Annotated in this window: 15 protein-coding genes and 3 pseudogenes; 2 read left to right on the forward strand and 16 right to left on the reverse strand. The window is 61.2% G+C overall.

Annotated features, from left to right (window positions below; translation table 11 throughout):
* Window positions 1-189: 189 nt before the first annotated feature.
* The 16 genes and pseudogenes from K0B96_RS09765 to K0B96_RS09845 form a co-directional block, all read right to left on the reverse strand.
* Window positions 190-513, reverse strand: coding sequence for a DUF5615 family PIN-like protein (locus K0B96_RS09765; protein WP_220160719.1), 324 nt, complete (start codon window positions 511-513; stop codon window positions 190-192).
* Window positions 510-776 (reverse strand): DUF433 domain-containing protein, encoded by a 267-nt coding sequence (locus K0B96_RS09770; protein ID WP_220160720.1) that lies wholly within the window; start codon window positions 774-776, stop codon window positions 510-512. Before K0B96_RS09770 ends, K0B96_RS09765 begins: the two co-directional genes overlap by 4 nt.
* 589 nt (window positions 777-1,365) lie before the next feature.
* Window positions 1,366-1,851 carry an RHS repeat domain-containing protein gene (locus tag K0B96_RS17625; RefSeq protein WP_220160721.1) on the reverse strand — a complete coding sequence of 162 codons (486 nt, stop codon included), beginning with the start codon at window positions 1,849-1,851 and terminating at the stop codon, window positions 1,366-1,368.
* A gap of 161 nt (window positions 1,852-2,012) precedes the next feature.
* A pseudogene (locus tag K0B96_RS17630) lies at window positions 2,013-2,342 on the reverse strand (DUF5615 family PIN-like protein).
* Window positions 2,339-2,566 carry a DUF433 domain-containing protein gene (locus K0B96_RS09790; RefSeq protein ID WP_220160724.1) on the reverse strand — a complete coding sequence of 76 codons (228 nt, stop codon included), beginning with the start codon at window positions 2,564-2,566 and terminating at the stop codon, window positions 2,339-2,341. The pseudogene K0B96_RS17630 and the gene K0B96_RS09790 overlap by 4 nt, the downstream one beginning before the upstream one ends.
* A gap of 109 nt (window positions 2,567-2,675) precedes the next feature.
* A pseudogene (locus K0B96_RS17635) lies at window positions 2,676-2,879 on the reverse strand (tyrosine-type recombinase/integrase); the annotation flags it as partial.
* A 1,033-nt stretch (window positions 2,880-3,912) separates the two neighbouring features.
* The gene (locus K0B96_RS09800; protein WP_220160725.1) at window positions 3,913-5,217 is read right to left on the reverse strand and encodes an RHS repeat-associated core domain-containing protein; all 1,305 of its coding nucleotides are present in this window, start codon (window positions 5,215-5,217) and stop codon (window positions 3,913-3,915) included.
* Between the two features lie 344 nt (window positions 5,218-5,561).
* Window positions 5,562-5,981, reverse strand: coding sequence for a PIN domain-containing protein (locus K0B96_RS09805; protein ID WP_220160726.1), 420 nt, complete (start codon window positions 5,979-5,981; stop codon window positions 5,562-5,564).
* Window positions 5,978-6,217, reverse strand: coding sequence for a hypothetical protein (locus K0B96_RS09810; RefSeq protein WP_220166618.1), 240 nt, complete (start codon window positions 6,215-6,217; stop codon window positions 5,978-5,980). The genes K0B96_RS09805 and K0B96_RS09810 overlap by 4 nt, the downstream gene beginning before the upstream one ends.
* A pseudogene (locus tag K0B96_RS17640) lies at window positions 6,141-6,458 on the reverse strand (tyrosine-type recombinase/integrase); the annotation flags it as partial. The gene K0B96_RS09810 and the pseudogene K0B96_RS17640, both read right to left, overlap by 77 nt.
* A 337-nt stretch (window positions 6,459-6,795) precedes the next feature.
* Window positions 6,796-7,269, reverse strand: coding sequence for a hypothetical protein (locus K0B96_RS09820; RefSeq protein WP_220160728.1), 474 nt, complete (start codon window positions 7,267-7,269; stop codon window positions 6,796-6,798).
* Between the two features lie 658 nt (window positions 7,270-7,927).
* Window positions 7,928-11,386: a glycosyl hydrolase 115 family protein gene (locus K0B96_RS09825; RefSeq protein WP_220160729.1), complete on the reverse strand. Its 3,459-nt coding sequence runs from the start codon at window positions 11,384-11,386 to the stop codon at window positions 7,928-7,930.
* On the reverse strand, window positions 11,383-13,191 hold the full coding sequence (locus K0B96_RS09830; protein WP_220160730.1) for an endo-1,4-beta-xylanase: 1,809 nt from the start codon (window positions 13,189-13,191) through the stop codon (window positions 11,383-11,385). Before K0B96_RS09830 ends, K0B96_RS09825 begins: the two co-directional genes overlap by 4 nt.
* Window positions 13,192-13,277: 86 nt before the next feature.
* Window positions 13,278-15,413 carry a glycoside hydrolase family 3 C-terminal domain-containing protein gene (locus K0B96_RS09835; RefSeq protein WP_220160731.1) on the reverse strand — a complete coding sequence of 712 codons (2,136 nt, stop codon included), beginning with the start codon at window positions 15,411-15,413 and terminating at the stop codon, window positions 13,278-13,280.
* Window positions 15,410-16,675: an SGNH/GDSL hydrolase family protein gene (locus K0B96_RS09840; protein WP_220160732.1), complete on the reverse strand. Its 1,266-nt coding sequence runs from the start codon at window positions 16,673-16,675 to the stop codon at window positions 15,410-15,412. The genes K0B96_RS09835 and K0B96_RS09840 overlap by 4 nt, the downstream gene beginning before the upstream one ends.
* 248 nt (window positions 16,676-16,923) lie before the next feature.
* Window positions 16,924-20,574, reverse strand: a complete 3,651-nt coding sequence (locus K0B96_RS09845) for a porin family protein (protein ID WP_220160733.1) — start codon at window positions 20,572-20,574, stop codon at window positions 16,924-16,926.
* 408 nt (window positions 20,575-20,982) lie between these two features.
* Between K0B96_RS09845 and K0B96_RS09850 the strand changes: the two genes are divergently transcribed.
* A complete protein-coding gene (locus tag K0B96_RS09850; RefSeq protein WP_220160734.1) occupies window positions 20,983-21,996 on the forward strand; it encodes a small ribosomal subunit Rsm22 family protein in 1,014 nt (337 codons plus the stop codon).
* Window positions 21,997-22,038: 42 nt separating this feature from the next.
* On the forward strand, window positions 22,039-23,904 hold the full coding sequence (locus K0B96_RS09855) for a M61 family metallopeptidase (protein WP_220160735.1): 1,866 nt from the start codon (window positions 22,039-22,041) through the stop codon (window positions 23,902-23,904).
* The last annotated feature ends 144 nt before the right edge of the window (window positions 23,905-24,048 follow it).

Consider the following 24,048-nt stretch of genomic DNA (forward strand, 5'->3'; position numbering starts at 1 on the left):
CTCGACTCACAGGCCGGGTGGCTCTCAAATAGAAAACCAACAAAACACGGCCAGTCCCCCTTGGCTTGAGGCCGTTGTGAGGTTAAGAACGAGGCTCGCGTTTCCGACCACGTCGTTGCGCCCGGCGAGGGGCTCTCACGGCCAAACAAAACGCCGCATCCGGCAAGGCCGAAGCGGCGCTTCAGCGGCTCAGGCGAAGTTGACGTTGCCGCACAGGCCGGATTCCCCGGCACGTTGCAGCAAATTCAGCATCTTGCCGCACTCGGCCTGCCGGGTGCGGCGGCGGATCAGGATGATCAGGCCCGGATGCTCGGGGTGTTCGGCCGCCAGGGACAGGAAGTCATCCCGGTTGCAAGTGACCGTGATCTGGCCGTGCGTCCGGGCGTAAGCGAAGGCCTCTGCGTCCGGGGTCGTGATCGGTAGCACGTCGCGTAGCACCGTCGCCGTGTGGCCCCAATGGCGCAGCAGCAGCGCGATTTCCTCCGGGATGTCCTGATCGAGGAAGAACGTCACACCGGACCCTCGCTCATCTGCTGCGCGACCAAGGCATCGATCTCGACGCGGTGATCCTCGTAGTAGGACAAGCACTCGTAAACCTGCGCGCGGGTGACCCCAGGGAAGCTGCGGCACACCTCATCAATACTCGCGCCGTTGACGAGGAGGCCCACGACGTCATGCACGCCGATGCGGGTGCCCTCAATGATGGTGCGCCCCGAGCGAACGCCGGGGATTTGGGTCAGGTAGCGGTAAGTCGTGGCAGGCATGAGGGACATCATGACGAGGAAGTCGCTTCCGGCAATGCCGTATCCGGCCGCGCCAACTCGGCTCCGGGATATGCCAAGGGAAACTGGCCGTGTTTTGTTAGTCGATGTGTTTTCGGGCATGGTGGAGGTAGCCGCGCAGGGCGGCGGCATGGCGGACCCAGTTGGTTGGAGTGCCGAAGCAGCATGCCCGCCGCCGCGAAAATACGCCGCACCGATAGATTCCCCGATCGATCAGATGATGCAACGCGCCGGAGTATTCGATGCGCAACCTTCGAACCATGCATGACTCGACTCACAGGCCGGATCGCTCTCAAACAGAAAACCAACAAAACACGGCCAGTCCCCTCTTCGCTCGGCGCCGTGGGCCGCAGCTCGGCCACCCTCGATCCAAGGGTCCTCGTAGGCAACTGGTCGATCGTAGAGCTTATCGAAATACGCGCCGATCTTCCCTGACGCCCAAGAGACAGCGTATGCCGTGGCCCCAGCAATCATTCCATTCTTGAAGGCATCGCCGAGAGAACCGCCGTTCTGTACAGTCCCTGAGAACGCTGAAGCGGATGAATAGCCCACAAAGTAGGCCGCGTTACTGCCGATGGCCCGCCTACGGCGGCAAACTCGGCAGCCACGAACGCTTGAACAGAACCTCGCGTGCCGCCCTGACCCGACGGGATATTGGAAAGTGTGGAGCCATACGGTTGGGCCGATTGTGCAGGTTATTGCGGCGTTCTATGGGTATCCTTACGTGTCGGCGGGGGGCGGGTATTCGACGGGCGAAGGTGAGCGGGTTGTTGTTGACGTAGCTGTAGCGGTTGAAGCTCTGACAGTCCTCCCTGTCGTCCACGACCGGGTCCGCGCTGAGGAACCTGCCCAGCGTAGGGTCATAGACCCGGCCGTTCATGTGGATTGCCAGCTCCGGCGGGTTCGTAGCGCGCGCACCGTAGGAGCAGGACGCGGTTGCCGGCAGCGGAAGCGGGAAGCCCGGCGCGGGTTTCGCCGACGTTGGGAGGCGCCCGGGCGTGAGATGGCGGCGAGCGCGCGAGGGATCGACCAAGTCAAGGAACGGGAAGCGCCGCCAGACGCGCAGCATTGGCGTTTACCGTGTGTTTTCCCTTCGATGAGGGTGAGACTAGGGCTCGCGAGTCCGGCCGCGTCGTGCGCTCGGCGAGCGGCTCCGAGCCGCCAATGCAAAACGCCGCCGCTGGCACGCCCGCAAACGGCGTTCCACCAGCCGGTAAAAAGGAAGCGGCGTCAGCGAATTTCCACCAGCCGCGTGCCCTGCCCCAGGTGCGCCAAGATCTGCGGCACGCGCGGGATGAACCAGGCCCGCAGCGCCGCGTTGGACGTGTTGCCCACGCGCAACCACACGACACACGGCCCGGTTTCGGTCGCCTGCACCCGCAGCGCAAAGTCCTCGTCCTTGGTCACGCTTACACAACCGCTGGCCTCGGCGTGCCGTCAGATCGCGCCGTCGACGGCCCCGCGCAGTCCGATCTCGCGCACCGCTTGCGCCTCGCAACCGGCTTCGGCGAGCCAGCGCGCAAGCGCCGGAGGCAACTGGGCATCGACCAAAAACGTCACCGGCTGGCCACGAGCACGGGGTGATCGAGCTGGGCGGCGGCGTATTCCAGGCTCGCCTTGATGTCGTCCGCTTCAAGGTCGGGATAGTCCGCGAGGATGTCCGCTTCGGGCACACCGGCCGCAACGAGGTCGAGCACGTCTTTCACCCGGATGCGCATCCCGCGGATGCACGGGCGTCCGCCGCACTGGTTCGGATTGAAGGTGATGCGCTCCATATAATTCATGCCGGCATGTTAGGCGCGGATCCCGCCTTCCGCAAGACTCGTGTCTGGCGGCGCGAGCCGGGTGCGTCCGGGTCTGGACTTCCTTCAACTTGCGGATCGAGACCTGCGCGTAAATCTGCGTCGTCTGCAAGCACGCGTGCCCGAACTGCTCCTGGACGTGGCGGATGTCGGCGCCGTGCTCCAGCATGAGCGTCGCGCAGGTGTGGCGGAACAGGTGGCCACTGCCGGACTTGCCCACGCCGGAGCGCGTGACGCAGCCGGTGACGGGCGGCTGCATGGCTGATCCGCGGGTGTTTGAGTGCCGAAGCAGCATGCGCGCCGCAGCGAAAATGAATCACGCCGAGGGATTCCCGATCGGTCAGACGGTGCAACGCGCTGGAGTATTCGATGCGCAATCTTCGAACTGTGCATAACTCGACTCATAGGCCGGATCGCTCTCAAATAGAAAACCAACAAAGCACGGCCGGTCCCCCTTGGCTCGACCCCCGTATGTGTTACCTATCGCTCCGGTCACAGTGTCACCTATCACTCCGGATCGAACCTGCTCCCGACCCGCGTTATGGAGAATTAGGCACAAACCTTACTCCGTTCTCTCGTATTTCAACTACAATATCGCTGGTACCCAACGCTTTTTTTTGGTCCATTATGTCCGAACTTCCGACGACAACTCGATGCTGTCCAAATTCAAATATGTATCGTTTAGCTCTCGGAGCAAACCATTGCCTCACAAGCTTAGCGTGAGACGAAAGCGTCACCGTCATTTGCTTGTTTTCATCCTGTATAATCGTCACACTGACAGCTTTATCCGTCTCATTCGAGATCACGACCGATTTGCTTAATGCTATAATTTTTCCACAGCCAATAGTCAACGTCACTATTAAGACACACGTAATTACGGCAGGAAAGCGACCGAGGTAAATTCTATTCTTTTTCATGAAAGAAACTATACGTTGCGGGCCCAGTAACCTTAACCAGAGTCCCGCCTAACGTCGATACCGAATGAACGCCATCATCATATATATTAACGAGGCCCACCGATTCCTTGACTGCTACCTTCCGCTCGTAAACCGTCTCCTTCCCTGACTCGTATAGTACTATTCTGACATCAGGCCGGAGTGGCGATTCTGTCACCTTGACTGTTAAGACATAATGCCCTCCGTCCCAATTTGCATGTAAAGCCCATCCACGTGGCAAGTTCAAAACGGCCTTATCAACTATCCATGATGGGGCCGATGATGTAATCACGATTCGCCTATCACTATTCTTAGCATTCCAAAACAGAAAACCCATGGCTATAGCAATTACGGAGACTATTAATACCATGATTAAAATCGATTCTTTACGTTTCATATTTGACGCATTTTATATACTTCCTCATAGCGCCCACCGCCTACAGGTTTTATCATGATCGGATCCTCGGCTCTCTTCAGTAAATAAATGCTCCTATATGCCTTAAAAGTCTCGGTTCCAACATTTATCGTATGCACGGGATTCGCGCGAAAGGAAAATGGCTCACCTCGTTCGGTAATTGTTTGATAATACGTGCGCTTCACCTCCACGAGTTGGTCGTAGCGAGAAAAACCGCTTCGTATCATAAGGAGGTTGCCCACGCCTTCCATTAATTTATCAATGATTGAAAATACTCTGGCCAGTCTCCCTAGATTTCTGGCGGCTGCAAGCTGCTCTAGTGTTTCTAATGTGGCTCCTGTGACCTCGTCCGGCATCTTCTCGATTCTCAAATCCTCACCTTCGTGAATATACCAGTCGGAAACTGGAGTCACTTCGTCCACGTGAAACATGTGGCTCGAAATGGCTTCGGCATTGAGCAGATGCTGAAACGCCGCCGTGATCGCGCCGTTGGCGAATTTCCCTCCACCAAGGAGTGACGCCGTCCCGCCCGCAATCGCGGCAATCGTCGTGCGGACCGCAACGCCCCAGGAGTCTTTCAAAGACTTAAAGCGCATCGAAATGCTTCCGGCAATCGATCCGGCAAAAGAGCCGTAGAAACCACTGCCAAAGCTTCCGCCTTGCGCAACTGACGCCGCACCACCGACCACACCGTGAGCTAACGCCCGCCCCGCTTCAATCCACGGATCCTTAAAAGTGACGGGGCCATGGTATTCCAAATCAAAAAACTCGCCGATCTTTCCTGATGCCCACGACACGGCGTAAGCGGTGGCCCCCGCAATCATCCCGTTTTTGAAGGCATCCCCGATACTGCCGCCGTTCAGTAACGTTCCGGAAAAGGCCGACGCCGAGGAATAACCGACATAAAATCCAACCGTTGAGTTGAATAAACCGGCGCCGGCTGCACCACCCAGCCCCGCGGCGAGGCCTTGAGCCGCGCCAACGTTGCCATTAATAGTGTAACCGACTGAAGCCGATGACGCGGCACTAATTGCTTCGCTGGCAGAGTATGACAAGCCCGCAGCAGACGATAAACCGGCAGTGTAGTAAGCCGCTGCGATCTGCACTACTTGCCCTATCCCTTCCGTCCATGCCTTCCAATAACCTGTAGGGTCAGTGAAGGTGAGCGGGTTGTTACTGACATAGCTGTAGCGGTTGAAGCTCTGGCTATCCCCCGCGTCGTCCACGACCGCGTCAGCACTCAGGAACCGCCCCAGCCCTGGGTCGAATATCCGGCCGTTCATGTGAACGGCCAAGTCTGGTGCCGTCGTAGGCGGTGAAGCGTAGCGGCAGGACGCGGTTTTTCCCGGCGGGAGCGGCGGGCCGGGCGCGAGTTTTCGAGAAGAGCGGCTTGGGGGCGGCGGCTATGGCCGCGCACAGCAAACCAAGTCAAGGAACGGGCGGCGCGTCAGCGCTCGCGAGGATGGCCGTTAAAGCGTTTTCTTCCTTCGGTTGAGGTCGAGACAGGGCTCGCGACTCCGGCCGCGTCATTGCGCCCGGCGAGCGGCTTCAGGCCAAAGCAAAACGCCGCACCCGGCAAGGCCGGAAGTGGCGTCAATCGAAGCGGCTAAAGAAGGAAGCGACTCGCTCAGAGCACGCCGTGGGCGCGCTGCTCCAGCAAAAACTCGCCGGGCGTGGCGAGGCGCAGCCCGTAAACCTCTCGGCCGAGTTTTTCGTGGAAGTCGCCCTCGTCGAGCGTGAGCAGCCAGTCGGCACGCGTGGCCAGGGCCGTGATGACAACGGGCCGATCTTTCGCCTTCGGGAAGACCAGCGGCTGGTCGAGCGCGACGCTCACTTGCACGAAGCGCATCAGCGGCGCGAGTTGCTTCCAACCGCGCGCGGCCGTCGCGCCCACTTTCGCCAGATTGCGGCGCGTCTCCTCCTCGCAGTAGTAGGAGCTGACGAGCTCCCAGCCCTGCGTTGCGGCCTGCGTGATGACGAAGCGCGACGCGCCTCTCGCCGATCCCGCCGCGGCGAACAGGACACTCGTGTCGAGGAAGAGCCTCACTTTTTCTTCGCGGCGCGGAACGCCTTCATGTCGGCCTCGTCGCGTGCGATCCAAGCGCGGATTTGCGCCTTCGGGATGTCGCGCACGGGCACGGCGGTGGCCGGGTGCAGGAACAGGCCGCCTTCGCGTTCCTCGACGAGGAGCATTGGGTTGCGGAGCTTATCGAGTCCCATTTTCCGCCGCAGTTCGGGCGGCAACGTCAGGCTGCCGCGTTTGGAGAGTGGAAGTGTGGTCATGCGGCAATGCTGCATTGCCGCAATGCGGTTCGCAAGCCTCGCGCGGCGATAATTTGGCCCCCGGATGCGTCGCGGCGTGGACTTCCTTCAACTTGCGAATCGAGACCTGCGCGTAAATCTGCGTAGTCGCGAGCGAGGCATGCCCAAGCTGCTCGTGGACGTGGCGGATGTCAGCGCCATGCTCCAGCATGAGCGTCGCGCAGGTCTGGCGGAACAGGTGGCAACTGCCAGACTTGCCCACGCCGGAGCGCGCGACGCAGCCGGTGACGGGCGGCTGCAAGGCTGATCCGCGGGTGTTTGAGTGCCGAAGGAGCATGCGCGCCGCCGCGAAAATAAGTCACGCCGATAGATTTCCCGATCGATCAGACGGTGCAACGCGCCGGGGTATTCGATGCGCAACCTTGGAGCCATGCATGACTCCACTCACAAGCCCGTCGGCTCTCAAACAGAAAACCAAAAAACACGGCCACTCCCTCTTGGCTCGGCCCCCCCCCGATCGATCGGATGGCGCAACGCGTTGTTCTTCATTTCTGGCAAGCGGCATCCCCGAGGCTTTGGCTGGCTCGTGCGGGGTCACCTTATCCCTGCTTTCGAGACCACAAATCCACTTCTCCGGAGATGTGCTTACTGAAGTCCACCTTTACGCGAGCGCCCCACGGCGGATCGGCAAGCTCAATCGCATTAACTATCCACTCCAATATCTTTTTACGCTCTTCTATCAGACGTGCATCATCACGAACTTTTCGCGACCTCGACTCAGCAATTTTATTAATCTCATCCAAAGCCAAATCCACCTTTCCTGAAGCATAATGCGCTGCTGCCAAATGCATCGTATCGACCATAATCGCTATTGCTATTCGGTCATCGTCATCATGCCTAGCCAATCTTGATTCCAACACCCCTTTCCCGTTTTCAAGCAAGCTAACTGCTTCGGAAGCCGATCTCGCACGCATCGCCTCGTCGATAATATTATCGTTATATGCGATCCAAAGCGGACGAGCATCTAGTCTCGTGACCCCGTTCTCGTCGCGCTTTGCGCACCCTGCCGTCATGAATTGAATAAGCAAAGTCAGTATAATTATCTTTATTATTGTATTCATCTCTCGAGAGCCAATGACGACGCCCAGTACCTCATTTTAAGTACTCGCTGCGCTCGATTTACAGCATCGATGCGATTTAGAAAAACAGCATTTCCGTCGTAATCGCGCACGGGGGTATTAACAAATCTTACATGATCTACATTCACTTCATTATTCTTTCGCGTGACAATCTCAAACTCAAGGGTCGTGTAAGCACGCCAAGGGCCGGATGCCTTGTTTAGCATCCCAGCCCTTGTATTTGCAACTGAAAAAAACCACCAAACCTCACGTCTTGAATATTGACTGCCGCACGTCGAGCAAGGCGCTAGGCGCGTTGCCGCTCTGCGTTACCGTCCTTCAGTAGGGCCCTCGTAAGGATATACCAAGGGAGGACTGGCCGTGTTTTGTTAGTCGAAGTGTTTTCGGGCATGGTGGAGATATTGGCACAGGGCGGCTGCATGGCGAATCCCTAGTTGGTTGGGGTGCCGAAGCAGCATGCCCGCCGCCGCGAAAATAGTCCACGAGATGCGCGATGACGTGTGAAGCTCCTGCCTGCTTCGCGAACGCGAAGTTTTCCGGCGTGAGCATGTGCTTGTAGAGACCTAAACCGAGTTTCATGCGAAGGAAGTAATCAAGGCCGGCCGCGACCGCTTTCGACCGGCCCGAGATAACTCCGTCTCATTCCGCCCGTGTCGATCAAGATCCGCTCGATCACCACGCCCGCCGTCATCCGCCAGATTTTCAAGACGTGCTCACCGGGACGATCGACTTGGATGCGCGCGGTCACGCGCTTCACGCCGTCGCCCACCGCCTGCTCCCATTCGTGATCGGTCGCCGTGAGCCCCAGTTTGACCGGCGCCGGCGGCTGATCATCGAGCGACACGGCGAATTCCCGCGGTTGCCCCGGTTGAAAGTCGAACGTCGGCGCGCACTGCAGTTCGACCACAAATTCGCCCGTGGAACGGAAGAAGACGTCGTAGTCCAAACGCGCTCCCTTTCCCAGTTCGTCCGCCGACGCCGTCACCGGCCATGTCGTCACCCCGCCCAACATTCGTCCAAAGTCAGGCAACACTTTCCACGTCGCGCCATTTGCTCCCTGCGCGCGAGAAAAGTTCGGCGCCTCAATCGCCACATGGCCGTCGAGTTCCACGAAGCCGTGCCCCGTCACAGGACGGCAGTCAATCGGCACCTTCACCACGATCGGCGGCTCTCCGCCGTCGCCGCGCACCGTCAACGTGGCCTCCTGCACGCCAGGCTTCAACGCCGACCAATCCACCGACACCGCCACGCGCACATCCGGACCGAGGTCGCCCTTCGTCACGCTGACCTTCAGCCACGGCGCATTCGCCTCGATCGAAAAATGCACCGGCGCGTGTCCGCGGTTGAAGACATCAATCCATCGCCAGGCCGGCCCCCAGGGACTCAACGGCGGAAGTTTCGCCTCCGCCGGAATCGGATAGTCGCCCGGCCGCGCCGCCGGATCGCCTTCAACGGCGACACCCAGTTCGCCGCGCTCCGGCACCTGCAACTCGGTGACCGCGGGCATCGCGTTGCGAATCGGTTGTTGCCACGACGTGTAGCCCAGATGCGTCTGATCCATCATGTGACGCCACTTGCCGTCGAGCATCGCGTCCCACTGCGCCGTCAGCGCGGCATCCTCAGCGAACAGCGCCCTCGCCCGTGCGGCCTCCGCATTCGTCGAAGCGCGCCCTTGCACCGCATGGAGGCGGTTCCGGCCCGCCGTGATGACGAGCTCATTGACGATTCGGCACGCTTCGATCGGCTGCTGCACCAACTGGAAAAACGCCGCCCGAGCCTCCGCCGGCAGCTCCTTGCTCAAAGCTCTCGCGCGCGCCTCCAAACCGCGCCACTCCGCCAGCACGCGTTCCGCCTCGTCGTAGTTCACGAGACTAAACGTATCCGGTGCGAGCATCTCCGGCTTCCGCCGGCCATTGAGCTTCGTGTAACCGTTGATCAAATCCGCCACCTCATCGGCCGCCGTCGCGCCGAACTGCCGCGCCGCCCAGGCGCGCGCATAGTCGCCAAGCTGGTGGTAGCCGATCGCCTCCGGCCGCCACGCATACGTCAGGAAGAATTCGATCGGAAACTCCATCGGTTTCAGGTCCCCGACATTGACGATCCAAATCCGATCGGCGCCGTAACGCCACGCCAGGTGCATTTGCTCCCAAATCTTGGTGAGCGGAATCGTGTTCAACCATTTGTAGTTCCGCGGATCGCCCACGTAATCGAAGTGATAGTAAACTCCCGCCCCACCGCGGCGCGTCCGTTCCGCTGCGGTCGGCAGACGGCGAAGATTGCCCCAATTGTCGTCGCACCAAAGCAGCGTGACATCGTCCGGCACGCGCATCCCGTGTTCGTAGTAGGCCTGCACTTCTTTATATAACGCCCAGAGCTGCGGGACCTCGGCGGGCGGACGTCCCATCGTGTCGCGAATGATTTTGCGCTGATCCGCCACGATCTGCTCCAACAACGCAACGTTCGTCCCTTCCGTCATCGCCTCGTCGCCGTCCCCGCGCATGCCGATCGTGATAATGCTCTCGAAGTCTCGGTTGCGCCGCAGTCCGTCGCTCCAGAATTTGCGCAACGTCTCGCCGTTGGTCGCGTAATTCCACGCACCGTGGCCGTGGCGTTTCCACTCCTGCTGCGCCCGCAGCATCGGCTCGTGGTGCGACGTGCCCATGACGATGCCATACTCGTCGGCGAGGCGCGCGTTGTCGGGATCATCCTCATTAAACGCGTTGTTCCACATCGCCGGCCACAGGTAATTCGCGCGTAACCGCAGCAGCAGTTCGAATACGTGCGCGTAGAACGCGTGGTTCAATCCGCCAAACTTCTCCTTCGCCCACCCCGTCAGCGCCGGCGCCTCGTCGTTCAGAAATATGCCCCGGTATTTCACGGTCGGACCCGGCTCCACGATGCGTTCCGCCGAAAGGAAAATCTCGTCCTGCTGCGCCACCGGCACGTCGGCCCACCACGCCCACGGCGAGACGCCGATCCGTCGCGAAATCTCGTAGAGTCCATAAATCGTGCCGCGTTTGTCGCTGCCCGCGATCACGAGCGCTCGTTCCACGCCCGGCAGCGGCCGGTCGACGACTTCAATCTGAAACGCCTCCCACCGCCCGCGAATGCCCGACACGTCGAGCTTCCCATGCGCGACCAGCTCATCGATCAGCGCACTTCGTCCCACCGTGCCTGCCAGCACCACGGTCTTCGCCGCCGGCAGAGTTGTCGTCAAAACCGGCGTCTTTCCCGTCGCGCGGCCGATGTCTGTGCGCAGATCGCCGGCGGCCCGACGCACGCCTGCCCAATCGCCTTCCGCGACCACCAACGGAGTCGCGACGCCCCGTTCCACCAGCGAAAAACGCTTCGCCGCCGTCGTTGAAGAACGCGCGACCGGGCCCGCCGTCAACGCCGCCGCCAATCCGGAAAACGTGAAGAACCCGCAACCTTGCCGACGTAGTTCCGCGATGATCGCCGGCAATTGCGCGCGCGTTTCCGCCCGCCATTCGTGAAAGAGAATCACCGAACCATCGCGAACGTCCGTCGTTGCCCGACGATAAATCTCCGCCGCAGTCACCGCTCGATCGTAGTCCTGTGAAACGACTAGGTGTCTCGGCACATAAACCGAGAGTCCCGCCCTGGCCGCCGTCGCGCGCACACGATCATCCGCCTCCAGAAACGGCGGCCAATACCAACGCGGCGCACTCCCCAGCGTCGACGTCAGTAATTTCTGCGCGCCGATGATTTCCCGGTCCAGCGCCGCATCGTTGAGCGCGCCCGGATGCGAGTGCGTCTGCGAGTGATTGACGATTTCGCAGTCCTGCGCGGCGATCGCGCGCGCTTCGGCCGGGTTTTCCTGCACGCTGTCGCCGACCAGCGAGAATGTCGCCGCCACTTTCTCTTTCGCCAACAGCGCCAGCAACGGTCCGGCATCCTCGGGCCGCGGACCGTCGTCAAAGACCAATGCGACGCGCTTGAGCGGCGCGGCCGCCAGGGACGCGAGGCCGCACCACGCCAAACCAAGCAGCACCGCGAACACTCGGCCCCATGAACGCCACCGCGCCGTCATGGCAGCACGATGCGCCAACGCGCGCGCTCGGCCGAGGCCGGCAACGCAAAGACGTGCGTGACGCGTTTCCCTTCACTTTCAACCGTGACCACGTAATCGCCCTGGAACCCGCGCTCGGCCCAGCGCCCGGCGCCGTCCGTCTCGCCTGCGAGGTGCGTCCGCCACTGCGTCAAAACCAAGTCGCGGTAAACCTTCGCGTTGGGCTTCTCGCTCCAGTCCGCGCGAAACATTGCCGCCGACGGACGCCAATGTGCCGTCTCCCAGAAACCCCAAAACTGCACGCCGACCACACTCGGGTGGCTGAAACTCAGGATGAGAAAATCGCGCGTGAAGTCCGCCTGCAGCTCCTCGTCGTTCGTCCAGACGTCGAACTCAGTCATGCGCACGGGCAAATGAAACTCGTCCCGATAATGATCAAGCACCGCTAGAATATTTTCCGGCGCATTCGGATGGCCGTTGAAATGCGCCTGCAATCCGAGTCCGCCGAGTGGCGCGCCGTGCTCGAGCAGATAGCGGGCGGTGCGCTCGAAAAACGCCACGTGCGCGGCGTCGGTCGTGCGGTCATGGTTGGAAAAATCGTTCAGATACAAGGGCACACCCGGAATCTCTTCGTGCGCGACCTTGAACCACTCCGGCATGATCTGATCGCCAAACACCCGCATGAGGTCGCCGTTGGTGAACGGTTCATTGAGCACATCCCATTCGTCAATGAGTCCCTTCGTCGCCCGCGTGATCTCGCGCATGTGATCGACCACGAGGCCGGGAATCTCGCTCTGCCGGTCAGTGCCGAGGCGTTCCTGAATGCCGCGCGGCAAATTCTTTTCTCCCGGCCAGACGAGCACGTGACCACGCGTGTGGAAGCCATGCGCCTTCAACCAGCGCAGTCCCGCCAAGGTCTGTGGCCGGGAAAAATTGCCGTCCCATTCGCCGAGCCACACCGGCCACTTCAAGTCATTCTCGGTGCTCGCGGAATTGAAGAGCTCTTCCCCGATTTCGCGGTAACGCAGGTTGTCGGGCGTATCCACGACGAGGCGTTCCATTTGCAACGCCGTGCCCCATTGAAACGCGGACCGCTGCTGGTCAACGTGCACGCGCGCCCGCGGAATGGGTTTTCCGCCGGAGTCGACGACCTCGATCGCAAAATCGCTTTTGCGCATCCGCTCAATGCGCGCGAGCGCCGCCTTCCGCCACGGCGCATCCGCCTCGCGCCCGGCGTAGGTGAACCGCGTGCGCGGCAGCGACGCGAGCGACTGCGTTTGCCCGTAATAGACGACATCCAATCCGCCAATCTCCAGCGTCTGCGGTTCGAAGCCAAAACGAAGCATGATCGCCGCCTCGCCCGCCGCGAAGTCCTCTTCAAACGCAAACGGCACCCACACTTCCTGCCATTCGTGACCGAAATTGTAGTCGCACTCGAAGCTGCTGTTCCACGCCACGCCGTTGCGCCGCACCACGACATAGACCCGCGCGCCACCCGTCTCGTCGGAAATCTTGGTCGCGCGCGCGAAGAAGTGCAGCAACGCCACGTCGCCCCGCTTCACCACGCGCGCCGTTGTTGCGCGAAGTTCGATCGAGTCCAGGGGCGACTCCACCAGCGTGGCCACGGACCAGGCGCGAGTGAACCCTGGGCCATTCACGTCCACCTTCGAAAAACGCACGTGGTCTTTCGCCGCCGGTTGCGTGCGCAAGGAAAACGCATTCATCGCATCGCCCGCCAGCAACGGTTCCCCTGCCGGCAGCGCCGTCTTTGCCTGCAGCGCGCAAGCGAGGGCAAGGAGCGGGAGGAGAAAGCGCGGCAAGTTCATCGGTAAGTAATATTCGTGGGGGCGCGCGCGACTGACGGAATGCGGCGAGCAAAGATTGCCAGGATTTCGAGGGCAAGCCCGTCGCCTCAAGCGAACTCCACCTCGGCGGTGACGGGAGCAGGCGCACCGAGGGCCAGCGACCGGCGACCAGGAGACGCGGCGCCCACGTGCAACTGGTAACGGCCCGCCCGCCACTCGCGTTGGCCGTCCGCATTGATTTGATAGAGCGCACCGGCTGGCACGCTGAAATCCACCGCTACGACTGCGCCGGGCGCGAGATTCACTTTGCGAAACTCCACGAGTTCCGCGCGCGCCGCATCGACTCTTCCCCTGGGCGGGATCAAATAACATTCCACCGTCTCCCACGCCGCCGTCGCACCGCTGTTCCGCACACTGACCGTGAACGATAGTGCCTCTCCCTCCTTCAACTGCACAGCGCGGAGCCGAAGCGATTCGTAGTTTACGGGCGCATAGCCCAGTCCGAACCCGAACGGATACAGCGGCTCGATCTCGCAAAATTTGTAGGTGCGCCCCTGCATCGCGTAATCGTCAAACGCCGGCAAATCCTCCGTGCGCCGCGGCACCGTAAACGGCAGGCGGCCCGACGGCGCCACGTCGCCAAACAAAACGTCAGCGAGCGCTGTGCCGCCCTCGCAACCGGCATACCACGCATACAGCACCGCGTCCGCCCACTCATGCTCATCGGGCGCCGCGAGCGCACTTCCGCCCGTCAGCACGAGAATGAGCTTTTTGGCGTGTCGCCTCAGCTCCCGGAGAAATTCCCTCTGGTTCTCCGGCAACTCAATCCGCACGCGATCCCCGCCCACCGGCGAAGCCACGGCATCGCCCTCCTCGCCTTCCAGCGTCGGATCGAGCCCGAGCACCGCGACCACGACGTCCGCCATCGCGGCGTCGCCAAAGGTGTAATTGATGCCGGGCGCCCCCTCTTGCGCGAGCGGACATCCCGGCCGATACATCACCCGGCAGCCTTCCGGTGCGCGCGCGACAATCCCTTCGGCAAACGTGACGATCCGCGGACTCATCCCGTAATAATTTCCCAGCATCACTCCGACATTCGCTGCCGTCGGCCCCACGACCAGCATGCTGCGCACATCCCGAGGCAGCGGGAGCACCCCGCCACTGTTCTTCAGTAATACGAACGACTCCGCCGCCGCGCGGCGCGCGAGCGCACGATGTTCATCCGCATCGACGACCGCCATGGGAACTTGGGTGTAAGGCACGGCGGCCGGTGGATCGAACAGCCCCAGCTTGAACTTCGTCGCGAGCAGCCGCCTCAGCGCCACATCGATCTCCGCCTCGGTGATCTGGCCGCACCGCACCGCGAACGCGAGGTCTTGAAACGTACAGCCACAGTTCAAGTCACAGCCGTGACGCACCGCGAGCGCCGCCGACTCCGCCGAATCCTGCGTGACGTGATGGTGCAGATGAAAATCATCAATCGCCCCGCAATCGCTCACGACGTGGCCCTTGAAGCCCCATCGCCCGCGGAGGATTTCGCCGAGAAGAAACGGACTCGCGCACGCCGGCTCGCCGAACACGCGATTATAGGCGCCCATCACGGCCTCCACCCCGCCACGCACCAGTTTCTCAAACGCGGGGAGATACGTTTCATATAAGTCCTTCGGCGTCGGCCGCGCGTCAAATTCATGCCGCGTGTGCTCCGGGCCGGAATGGACGGCGAAGTGCTTCGCGCACGCCGCAACTTTGAGATAACGTGGATCGTCCCCCTGCAAACCCCGGACGTTGGCGAGACCGAGTTCACCCGTGAGATACGGATCTTCGCCGAACGTCTCCTGCCCACGGCCCCATCGAGGGTCGCGAAATATATTTATATTGGGGGCCCAGAACGTGAGGCCTTGGTATTGTTGACCGTGCGCTCCCGCCCGCGCCGCAGCGTGATGCTTCGCCCTCGCTTCATCCGCCACCGCCGCCGCAATGCGTTGGACCAGTTCCCGATTCCACGTCGCCGCCTGCGCAATCACCTGAGGGAAGACGGTCGCCCGCCCGTTGCGCCCGACCCCGTGGCAGGCCTCGCTCCACCAGTTGTACGCCACGATTCCGAGACGTTCGACCGCCCGGTTCTCGTGACCCAATTGATCGATTTTTTCCGCGAGCGTAAACCGGTGCACCAGATCTTCCATGCGGTCCGCAAGCGGCGCGTTGGCATCGCGAAACGGGAAGGATTTCACAGCATCACTCATGGACGACTTTCGGAAATAAAGAGTTTGGGTTCGACGGTCTCCGCGAGACGGCGGGCGCCGGCAGCCGACGGGTGCAAGTGGTCCCCGCTGTCGTAAGCGGGTGCGAGGCGCGAGGGATGGTCGGGATCGCGTAGCGCCGCATCAAAGTCGACGACCGCATCGAATGCTCCGCTCGTCCGAATCCACGCGTTCACCTTCTCTCGGTCTGCTTCACCATCGGACGAGAAATAGAAATCGGCGCCTTCGTAAGGCGTGATGGTCCCGCCCAAGACGCGGAGGCCGTGCGCGCGGGCGCGCGTCACGATCTGCTGCAAGGCCGCAATGATGTCGTCAGCCTTGGCGAAGTCCGAGCCGTGGCGCCGCGCATCCAGCCGCGTGCCAATGTCATTGATGCCTTCAAAAACTAGGAGCCAACGGGTGCCCGGCGGCGTGAGGACATCGCGATCAAAGCGCGCGAGCGCATTCGAACCGAGACCATCCCGGAGCAGGCGATTGCCACCGATGCCGAGATTGAGCACGCCGAGCGGAACGATATCGGGGCGTTTCTGGAATAAGCGAACCAACTCGTCCGGCCACCGCCCGTTCTGATCCGTCTTGGTCCCGTAGCCATCCGTGATCGAGTCGCCCAATACCATCACGGCGGCAGCATCCGGCGCATCGGTGTACACATCGAGGCCCTGGATGAAATACCAATGCTCAATCGCTTTCGCCGCGGTCAACTTCTCCGCCGTCACCTCGCCCCCAACGTCCCAAAAGGAGCGGGTGCGGGCTCCTCCATGCATCGTCAGCACCGCCGGCACCCGGTCAAACTGCACCGTGATCGCGACGTCGGCCTGCGCATGGACGGAGAGTTTCACCGGATCGGAAATGTAAGCGGCGCCCGGCGGAAGAACGACATCGCCTCGGCCCGCAAATCTCACCGTTTGGTCCGTGCCAGGCACGATCGCGCCATCCACGCCCGCTAGCGCGATATGCACCGTGCGGAAACCAAGAGGCGTTTCACCGAAGGCGTTGGAAAATCGGAGACGAACCGCGTCGCCGCCGAGGGATACATGCACGATCTGGCGCAAAGTCACCCCAGCCTGCGCCGGCCCATCTTTCTCAGCGGACTGCGCTACCGGCGAAGTCGCCCACGTGCCAATCCAATGTCCTCCGTCCGCCCGACACGGAGCGACGAAGAGCGCGATGATCGCGGCACTAAAGGCGGCCCGCCGCCCCAACCACATCCCAGCCGTGGCCGCAGCAAAAAAGGTCGTGAGCATGGGTATAACGAGGGCCACGAGGCCTCCAACGAAGAGTTCGAGCGGCCTTTGCGCTACCGCCGCACTCGCCCGAAAGATGTCTCCGTGCGCGCTCTCAATTGTGCGCGAAGACCTGCAGGGCGGAAAATCGGAAAAGGCGTTTGAATGATTCAACGATCGATTTGTTAGGAGTAACTGTAGCGCCACTTCATGCGCGTCGTGCGGGCACGGGCGTCCGGCTCGGTCGGCCGAGCCGGACGCCCCATCGTTTAGAAACTGAACGTATTCGTAACGAACCACTCCCGGTTCGGCGCGATACGCGCTGACGCCCACGTCTTGCCGTCCGGTTCCACCGAAATCGGAATCAATTCATCTTTGCCGAAGACGTTGCGGATGTTGAGTTGGATTTTCCAATCGATCCGTTTGGTCAGCTTGTGCTCGTAACTGCACCAAGCGTCCAATCCGTCCTCGGACGGTCCGTAGTAGGGCTTCGAAAGGTCAAAGCTGGCTTGTCCATTCGCGCCAGGAATCACCGGGTAGCCGATGATCACCCGATCCTGCCACCGATAGGCGCCACCGACGCCAAATCCTTTTAGCGCGCCATCTTGGAACATGTAGTTCGTCACCACATTAAAGCGCCACTTCCTAAGCTCGGAAGCCGCCGAGCCTTCCTGCAGTTTAAGAAGTGTATATTGCCCCCGCCAGTTGGCCCAATTCTGTCGCACTTCGTTCGATGGCACGTAGTTTCCATTGTATTGACGCATGTCGCCCGCCACGCCGGCCATCTGCCCGTCGAGGTAGTTCACGAGCTCATCGAGCTGCGCACCGCCGACATTCGTGCGGACTGCCGTCGTCTCCGCCGCATTGAACGACACCCGCCAGTTCGGCAAAGGATTCGCGGTGAACTCGAACTCGTAACCTTCGGACTTCGTGTCGGCCGTCACTGCCAGGCCCTGTGGCGCGGAAGGACTGTAGGCGTAGACCGTCGACCCATCAGGCTGGTGCGCCGAAGGATTCGCCTCATACGTCGCCCGATCAGTCAACGCCGAAGCTGTCGTGGGCGTGTAGCCCCACGCGCTGAAGTAGTTTTTCGCCTGGAGCCACGACTGGATGTCGTTCCACGCCGTGATGGACGCGTCCCTCCTTGCAATGGCTTGCGCCTGGGTCTCCAACGTCGCCCCGCTGGGGACAGGGCTGGGATTGCCGTTCAAGTCAGCCACCGGGCGGTTGCTGGCGTTCACGTAGGCCGGAGTCCAATAATACCGCTTGCCGGGTGTGTCGTCGGTCTGGCCTCCCGTATCGAGCGTATAGCCGTTCATTTTATACAAGAACACATTCCGGAACTTAAGCCCCTGCGCAACGGTGCTTGAGAGGCCGCCCAGATCCAGTTGCGTCGTCGCATTCGCGACGCTGCTCTCATACTTCACGGCGCGGAAAGAAAACCGGTCGTCCTTGGTGGAGATCATCACCCCATAATCCTTGGTCTTGCCGGTCGGGTTGCCGATCGTATTGCCGTAGACATCCCGGCGCGTGTCGGTGACCTGAAAGTTGGCCGACTTATTATAGGATACGCTGACATTGAGCGGCAGCGGATCGTGCGTGCCGAACAGCTTGTTCAAATGGACAACGACGCCGCCGCTCGTCGAGTGATCCTTGAATATCTGGCCAGCCGGATAGCTGCTCGGTAGAGCGTAGACGCTGGGGTCGATGTTGAGGATGCTCCGGTTGGTGTTCACTTTCTGCGCCGTCACGCCCTTGCCCTTTACCTCGTCGTAGCGCCATCCCAGGGTGGAAACGATGGCGCCATCCCACCAATAGCCCTGCCAGGTGCCGGCGTAAGAGGTCGTCTCGCGCAGGGACTTCTGGGCGTTGGTCAGCAGCGTCGGATCCTGCCCGTTGTCATAGCGCCGCAGGTTCACCGGCACGTTGGAATTCCAGCCGATATAGTTAGCCGGATTCGATGCCTGGGTTGTCGCAGTTGCCGGGTCGAAAATCGGCAGAAGATTATTTGGCACGGTCCACGGATCGCTGTAATTGACGCCCGCCGGGTTGGTCCAGGTCGACGCGAAGTGATAGACGTTCCCATTGGGCAACGTGACCGCGGACCCGACGTTCGGAATATTCGCTCCCGAGGCGGAACTGGCGCCTGCGAGTGAGGGGCCGAGGTAGATGACACTCACCGGCGGGCGGCTCCCGCTGCCGGCGAAGGGGTAGCTGAGGCCGGTCGTGCGACTCCAGTAGGCATCCCAGTCACTGCCGTAAGCATACATCTGCCAGGTACGGTTTTCCGTTTCATATTTCTCTTTGCTGTAAACGCCGTTGAAACGCTGCTTGTTGATCAACTTGGCCAGAAAACTCTCGCTGCTCAAAAAATCCCTGGCCCGCAATTCGCCGAAAACAGAACCCCGGACATACTCCCGGTCGCTCTCGTAGGAGGTCCCGCCGCCCGGACCGCCCACCACATAAGGGCGACCAAAATTCGGATTGGCGGTGAGATCCTGAAAGTTCTGCAGCACGTCAATCGTGAGTGTGGGATCGGTGATGAGCGCTTGCCCGCCTCGTTTGTATTTCTGCCGGTCATAACTCAACTCCACCCCCACCCGGTCATCCCATCCCGTCTGGGTGAGATCCAGATTATACGCGTTCCAGTTTTCGTATTCGGATTTCGTAGGGCCGTCCAATAGATTATTGTAGAAATCGAACACCGATGCGTCGGAGAGCGTTTTGGTTCGATATTGTCCGTATTGGGCGCCCGGCAGGCGGGCGTTCGACGCGTAGGATGAGAGACTCGTGAGCCGATAAAATTCGTCGGCATAGCGCTGGCCCACCAACAAATCGCCAATGCCCCGCACACTGCCGTCGGGATTGTGGGCCCCCGTGTTAACATAGCCGCCATAGATGCGTTGCAGTTGATTGTCGGCGCCGTCAATGAACCAGATCGGCTGCTGTTGATTGGCAACATTGGCGGTCAGCCACGGATTGAGGTTCTGCGGCGCGGACCCCACTCCATAGGCGTTCGGAATGGCCAGCTTGCCCAACCCGCCATCCAGGGAGGTGGTATCAACCGGGCGGAACCACGGCGTAATGCTGTCATTTGGCGGCACCGTCCGCGGACGATTTGCATCGATATCGCCGTGCTCATACTTGGCTTTGAAGCTCGTATGGAAGTCATTCCGCTTAAAGAGCTGCGGATCAAAGCGCAGGGCGCCGTAGTAGCGCTTGTCTTTTTGATAGGCCGGATCCTGCTGGTATTTTTCGTCGCTCCACAACCCGTCGAGGCGAATCGCGAGCGTCTTCGGCACGAGGACTTGATTGACGTCCAGCGAACCCCGCACGCTGCCATACGAACCGACCCGCGCCGTCACGCTCCCCATATCGTGAAACTCGGCATTGCGCGTGGTGGCATTGACGATGCCTGCCGGGCTCCCCAGCCCGAAGAGGATGGAATTGGGACCGCGTTGAATATCGATCCGGTCGACGTTATAGGAATCCCACGGGATATCGGTGACAAAAAAATCGCGGGTGTTATCCGCCGCGGCGAGGCCGCGGACGCGGTTGGTGCTGCCGGGATTGCGCAGCGAACTGCTCTCATCCACGCTGGTGGCGTTGCCCAGGCCCGCATACGTGCCCCGCGTGCCGGCGACTTCCGCGTTGGTTGTATATTGCAGGAGCGATGTGTTATCGATCGCGCCAATGTCGGCGAGAAACTCCTTCGTATAGACCGACAAACCGCCGCCGACATCTTTGAGGTCCGTGCGGATGCGGGTGCCCGCGAGTGTTTCGGTCGCTTGGTAGCCCTGATCTTTTTGCGAGCGAACTTCAAACGGTGAGAGCACCACCGTGTCCTTGCTGGTTTCATTGGGGTCAGGAGCGACGGTTTGCGCTCCAAGTTGCCCGGCTGCCGCGGTCGACAGGATCATCAGGCCAAGTCTGAACGGAGTTTTCATACCTTACGGCGTCTTTCTGCGTTATTGGGTCACACGGAAGACAGGGTCTCGCGTGCGGGGGTGAGTTGAAAGCAGACGCTGGGGAGCGCTGCGCGTCAAATGCACTACTGGGGCCGTCTATAGACGCGCAAAGTCTTCACGAGTCTAACACTAGACTCATCCGGATCATTTCACGACTATGGCGGCCGTGACCCGCCGCTTGCCTTGCGACTGGGATGTCGATCACTCTCGTATCATGAACTCTCTGCCGCCAGTAAGCGCCTGCTCTCGCCCGCGAGCGAATTCCCTACTCTGGTTTGTCCAGCGGTGCCCTGCGCCTAACGGTCAATCCGCGGAGCTTTTCCCCAATCCCGTCGATTGTGCCGTCAGTCGCGTCTGCTTATGACGTGGGACGAAATCAACTGGCCCGTGCTGGAGCGATTGCGAGAAGGCTTCCTTCATGGCGGCGCGGCGGCGGGCGTTTACTGGAAATCCGCCGAAGATCTCGCCAATTACGATTTCACCTACGGAGAAAGGATTGGGTGGAAGTGGGACGCAGTGCTGCGCGAACTGGAGCTCCGCCACTGGCAACCGGCCCCCGGCGCGTCTGTTTTTGACTGGGGCTGTGGCAGTGGCATTGCGGCGCGCCGCGTGATCGCGCACTTTGGCGCGGAAACGTTTTCCGGCCTCACTGTCTGGGACCACTCGACGATCGCCGTGGATTTCGCGTCATCCGTCGCCCGCAATCAATTCCCCTCGCTGCAGGTTGCCCCGGCAACTCCGCGCGATTTCACGGACGCCTCACCCATTGGGTTGCTTGTGATCAGTCACGTGCTCAATGAACTCTCGCCGGCGGCGCTGGCCGACTTGGAGCGGGTGGTCGCGCGGGCCGAGTCGGTGTTGTGGGTTGAGCCCGGCACCAGCGTGGTCAGCCGCCAGCTCGGTGCCATTCGCGACCGACTCATAAACGCGTTCCACGTCATCGCGCCGTGCACGCATGCGTTACCCTGCCCTGCGTTGGCGCCCGAGAACGAACGGCATTGGTGCCACTTTTTCGCGCCGCCCCCGGCCGGAATTTTCGCCGATTCGAATTGGGTCAAATTCGGCCAGCGCGCCGGCATCGACCTGCGCAGTCTGCCCTACGCTTTTTTGGCGCTCGACCGGCGGCCGCGAGAGACGCTGGCCGACGGTTGGTCGCGCATCATCGGCCGGCCCGAACACTTCAAGCCTTACGCGCGCTTCCTCAACTGCGATGCGACCGGTCTCGCGGAACTCACGCTGCCCAAGCGCGCCGCACCCGCACTCTTCAAGGAACTTGAACGCACGCGCGCACCCTTGGTCTATCGCTGGACGCGCGCCGCAGCACAGGTCGTCGGCGGCGAATCGCTCGCGCAGATAAATTCGCCGGCGGAATGACTTTGTCTGGCCCCGCCGCGGAATCGCCTCTTTGTGTCCGCCATGCGTTTCTGTTTCGCGCGCTTCGCGCCCATCCTTTTCGTGCTCCTGGTTCCGACCCTTCGCGCCGTCGACCTCACGGCGGTGCATTATGTCGTGAGTTTTCCCGAAGCCGCGAACCACTACGTCGAGGTGGAGGCGACCATTCCGACGGACGGTCAGGCCACGCCGGAAGTTTTCATGCCCGTCTGGACGCCCGGCTCCTATCTGGTGCGCGAATACGCGCGGAACATCGATCGCGTCAGCGCGGAAGACGTTTCGGGTGCCCGCCTGCCGATCGAAAAGGTCAGCAAAAACCGTTGGCGCATCGCGGCCGGGTCGCGGGACACCGTCCGCCTGCGCTATCGCGTTTACGCTCGCGAAATCAATGTGCGTGGCAATTGGGTCGAGCCCGGTTTCGCCTTACTCAATGGCGCGCCCACCTTTCTGGCCCCCGCGCACGAACCACAGAGATCTTACGAGGTGAGTTTTGTGCTGCCTGCGGGATGGCAGACCGTGCAAACTCCTCTCGCTCCCACGGAAAATCCCACCCGTTTCACGGCTCCCGATTTTGATACGCTGATCGACAGCCCCATGGTCGCTGGCTCGCCGGAAGTGACCCGCTTCGACGTCAGCGGAGTTCCTTTCTACCTCGTCACGGTCGCAGGCGACGGCGTTTGGGCCAACGACCGGGTCATCCCCTCGCTTAAGCGCATGGTCGAGGCACAACGCGATTTCTGGGGCTCACTCGCTTCACCGAAACCCTATTATTTCTTCAACGTCCTTTCCGGCCAGCGCGGTGGACTGGAACACAAAAACAGCGCCACATTGATGGCCGAACGCTGGCTTTCCCGGACCCCAGGCGGTGTCGATTCGTGGCTCTCCCTCGCCAGTCACGAGTTTTTCCACGCTTGGAATGGCAAGCGCCTGCGTCCCGCCGCGCTCGGGCCGTTTGACTACGAGCATGAAGTCTACACGCCGTCGCTATGGGTCGTCGAGGGCATCACGAGCTACTACCAACATCTGCTCCTCCAACGCGCGGGCGTCACTTCCCCCGAAACCGTGGTGTCGGCCCTCGGCAATTTGCTCGCCGCCTACGAATCTTCTCCCGGGCGCCGCCTCCAATCGCTTGGCGAATCGTCGTTCGACGCGTGGATCAAAGCCTATCGGCCTGACGAAAACTCCACCAACACCACGATCAGCTACTACAGCGTCGGCGCGCTCGCCGGCTTTCTGCTCGATGCTCAAATCCGCGCCGTCAGTCACGGCCAGCACTCACTCGACGACGCCATGCGCCTCGCGTATCAACGCTACAGCGGACCCCGCGGTTACACCGAAAAGGAATTCATCGCCGTCCTCAGCGAAGTCGCCGGCGCGGACCTCTCGTCGTGGTTCGAACGCACCATCAACCAACCCGGTGAGTTCGACATCACCACTGCGCTCGATTGGTTCGGCCTCACCCTCAAGCCCGCGCCCGCCCCCGCACCCAATGCCCCGCCGCCGAGTGGCTGGCTCGGTGCCGACACCAAAGACGACGGCGGCCGCCTGATCGTCACCCGCGTCAAGAGCGACACTCCCGCCTACGCCGCCGGATTGACGCCCGACGATGAGATTCTTGCGATCGACAACTATCGCGTGAGCGCCGGTCAACTTTCCGCGCGCCTCAACGTGTATCAGGCCGGCGCGAAGATCACGTTGCTGATCGCCCGCCTCGACGAACTCCATCGCCTCAACGTCGTCCTCGGCGTGGAACCCGTTCCCCCGAAGCTCATGATTCGCGCCGACAGCACGCCCGTCCAGAAAGCCCACCGCGAAGCGTGGCTTTCTCCCTCCGCAAGCCCCGCTGGCGCTCCCCAGCAAACCGTGAATCCACCTGCGACCGACTCTTGACTCCCGCCGCCGCACCCGAATGATTCACCCCTTTCACGAATCACACCATGGGCCAACAACTGAACAAGCACATCAAACGCAAACGCCGCGCCGCTTACCTGAAGCGCAAAAAGGCCCGTCTTAAGACCGCCGCCGCCAAGAAGT

The sequence above is a fragment of the Horticoccus luteus genome, assembly GCF_019464535.1.
Classification (GTDB): domain Bacteria; phylum Verrucomicrobiota; class Verrucomicrobiia; order Opitutales; family Opitutaceae; genus Horticoccus; species Horticoccus luteus.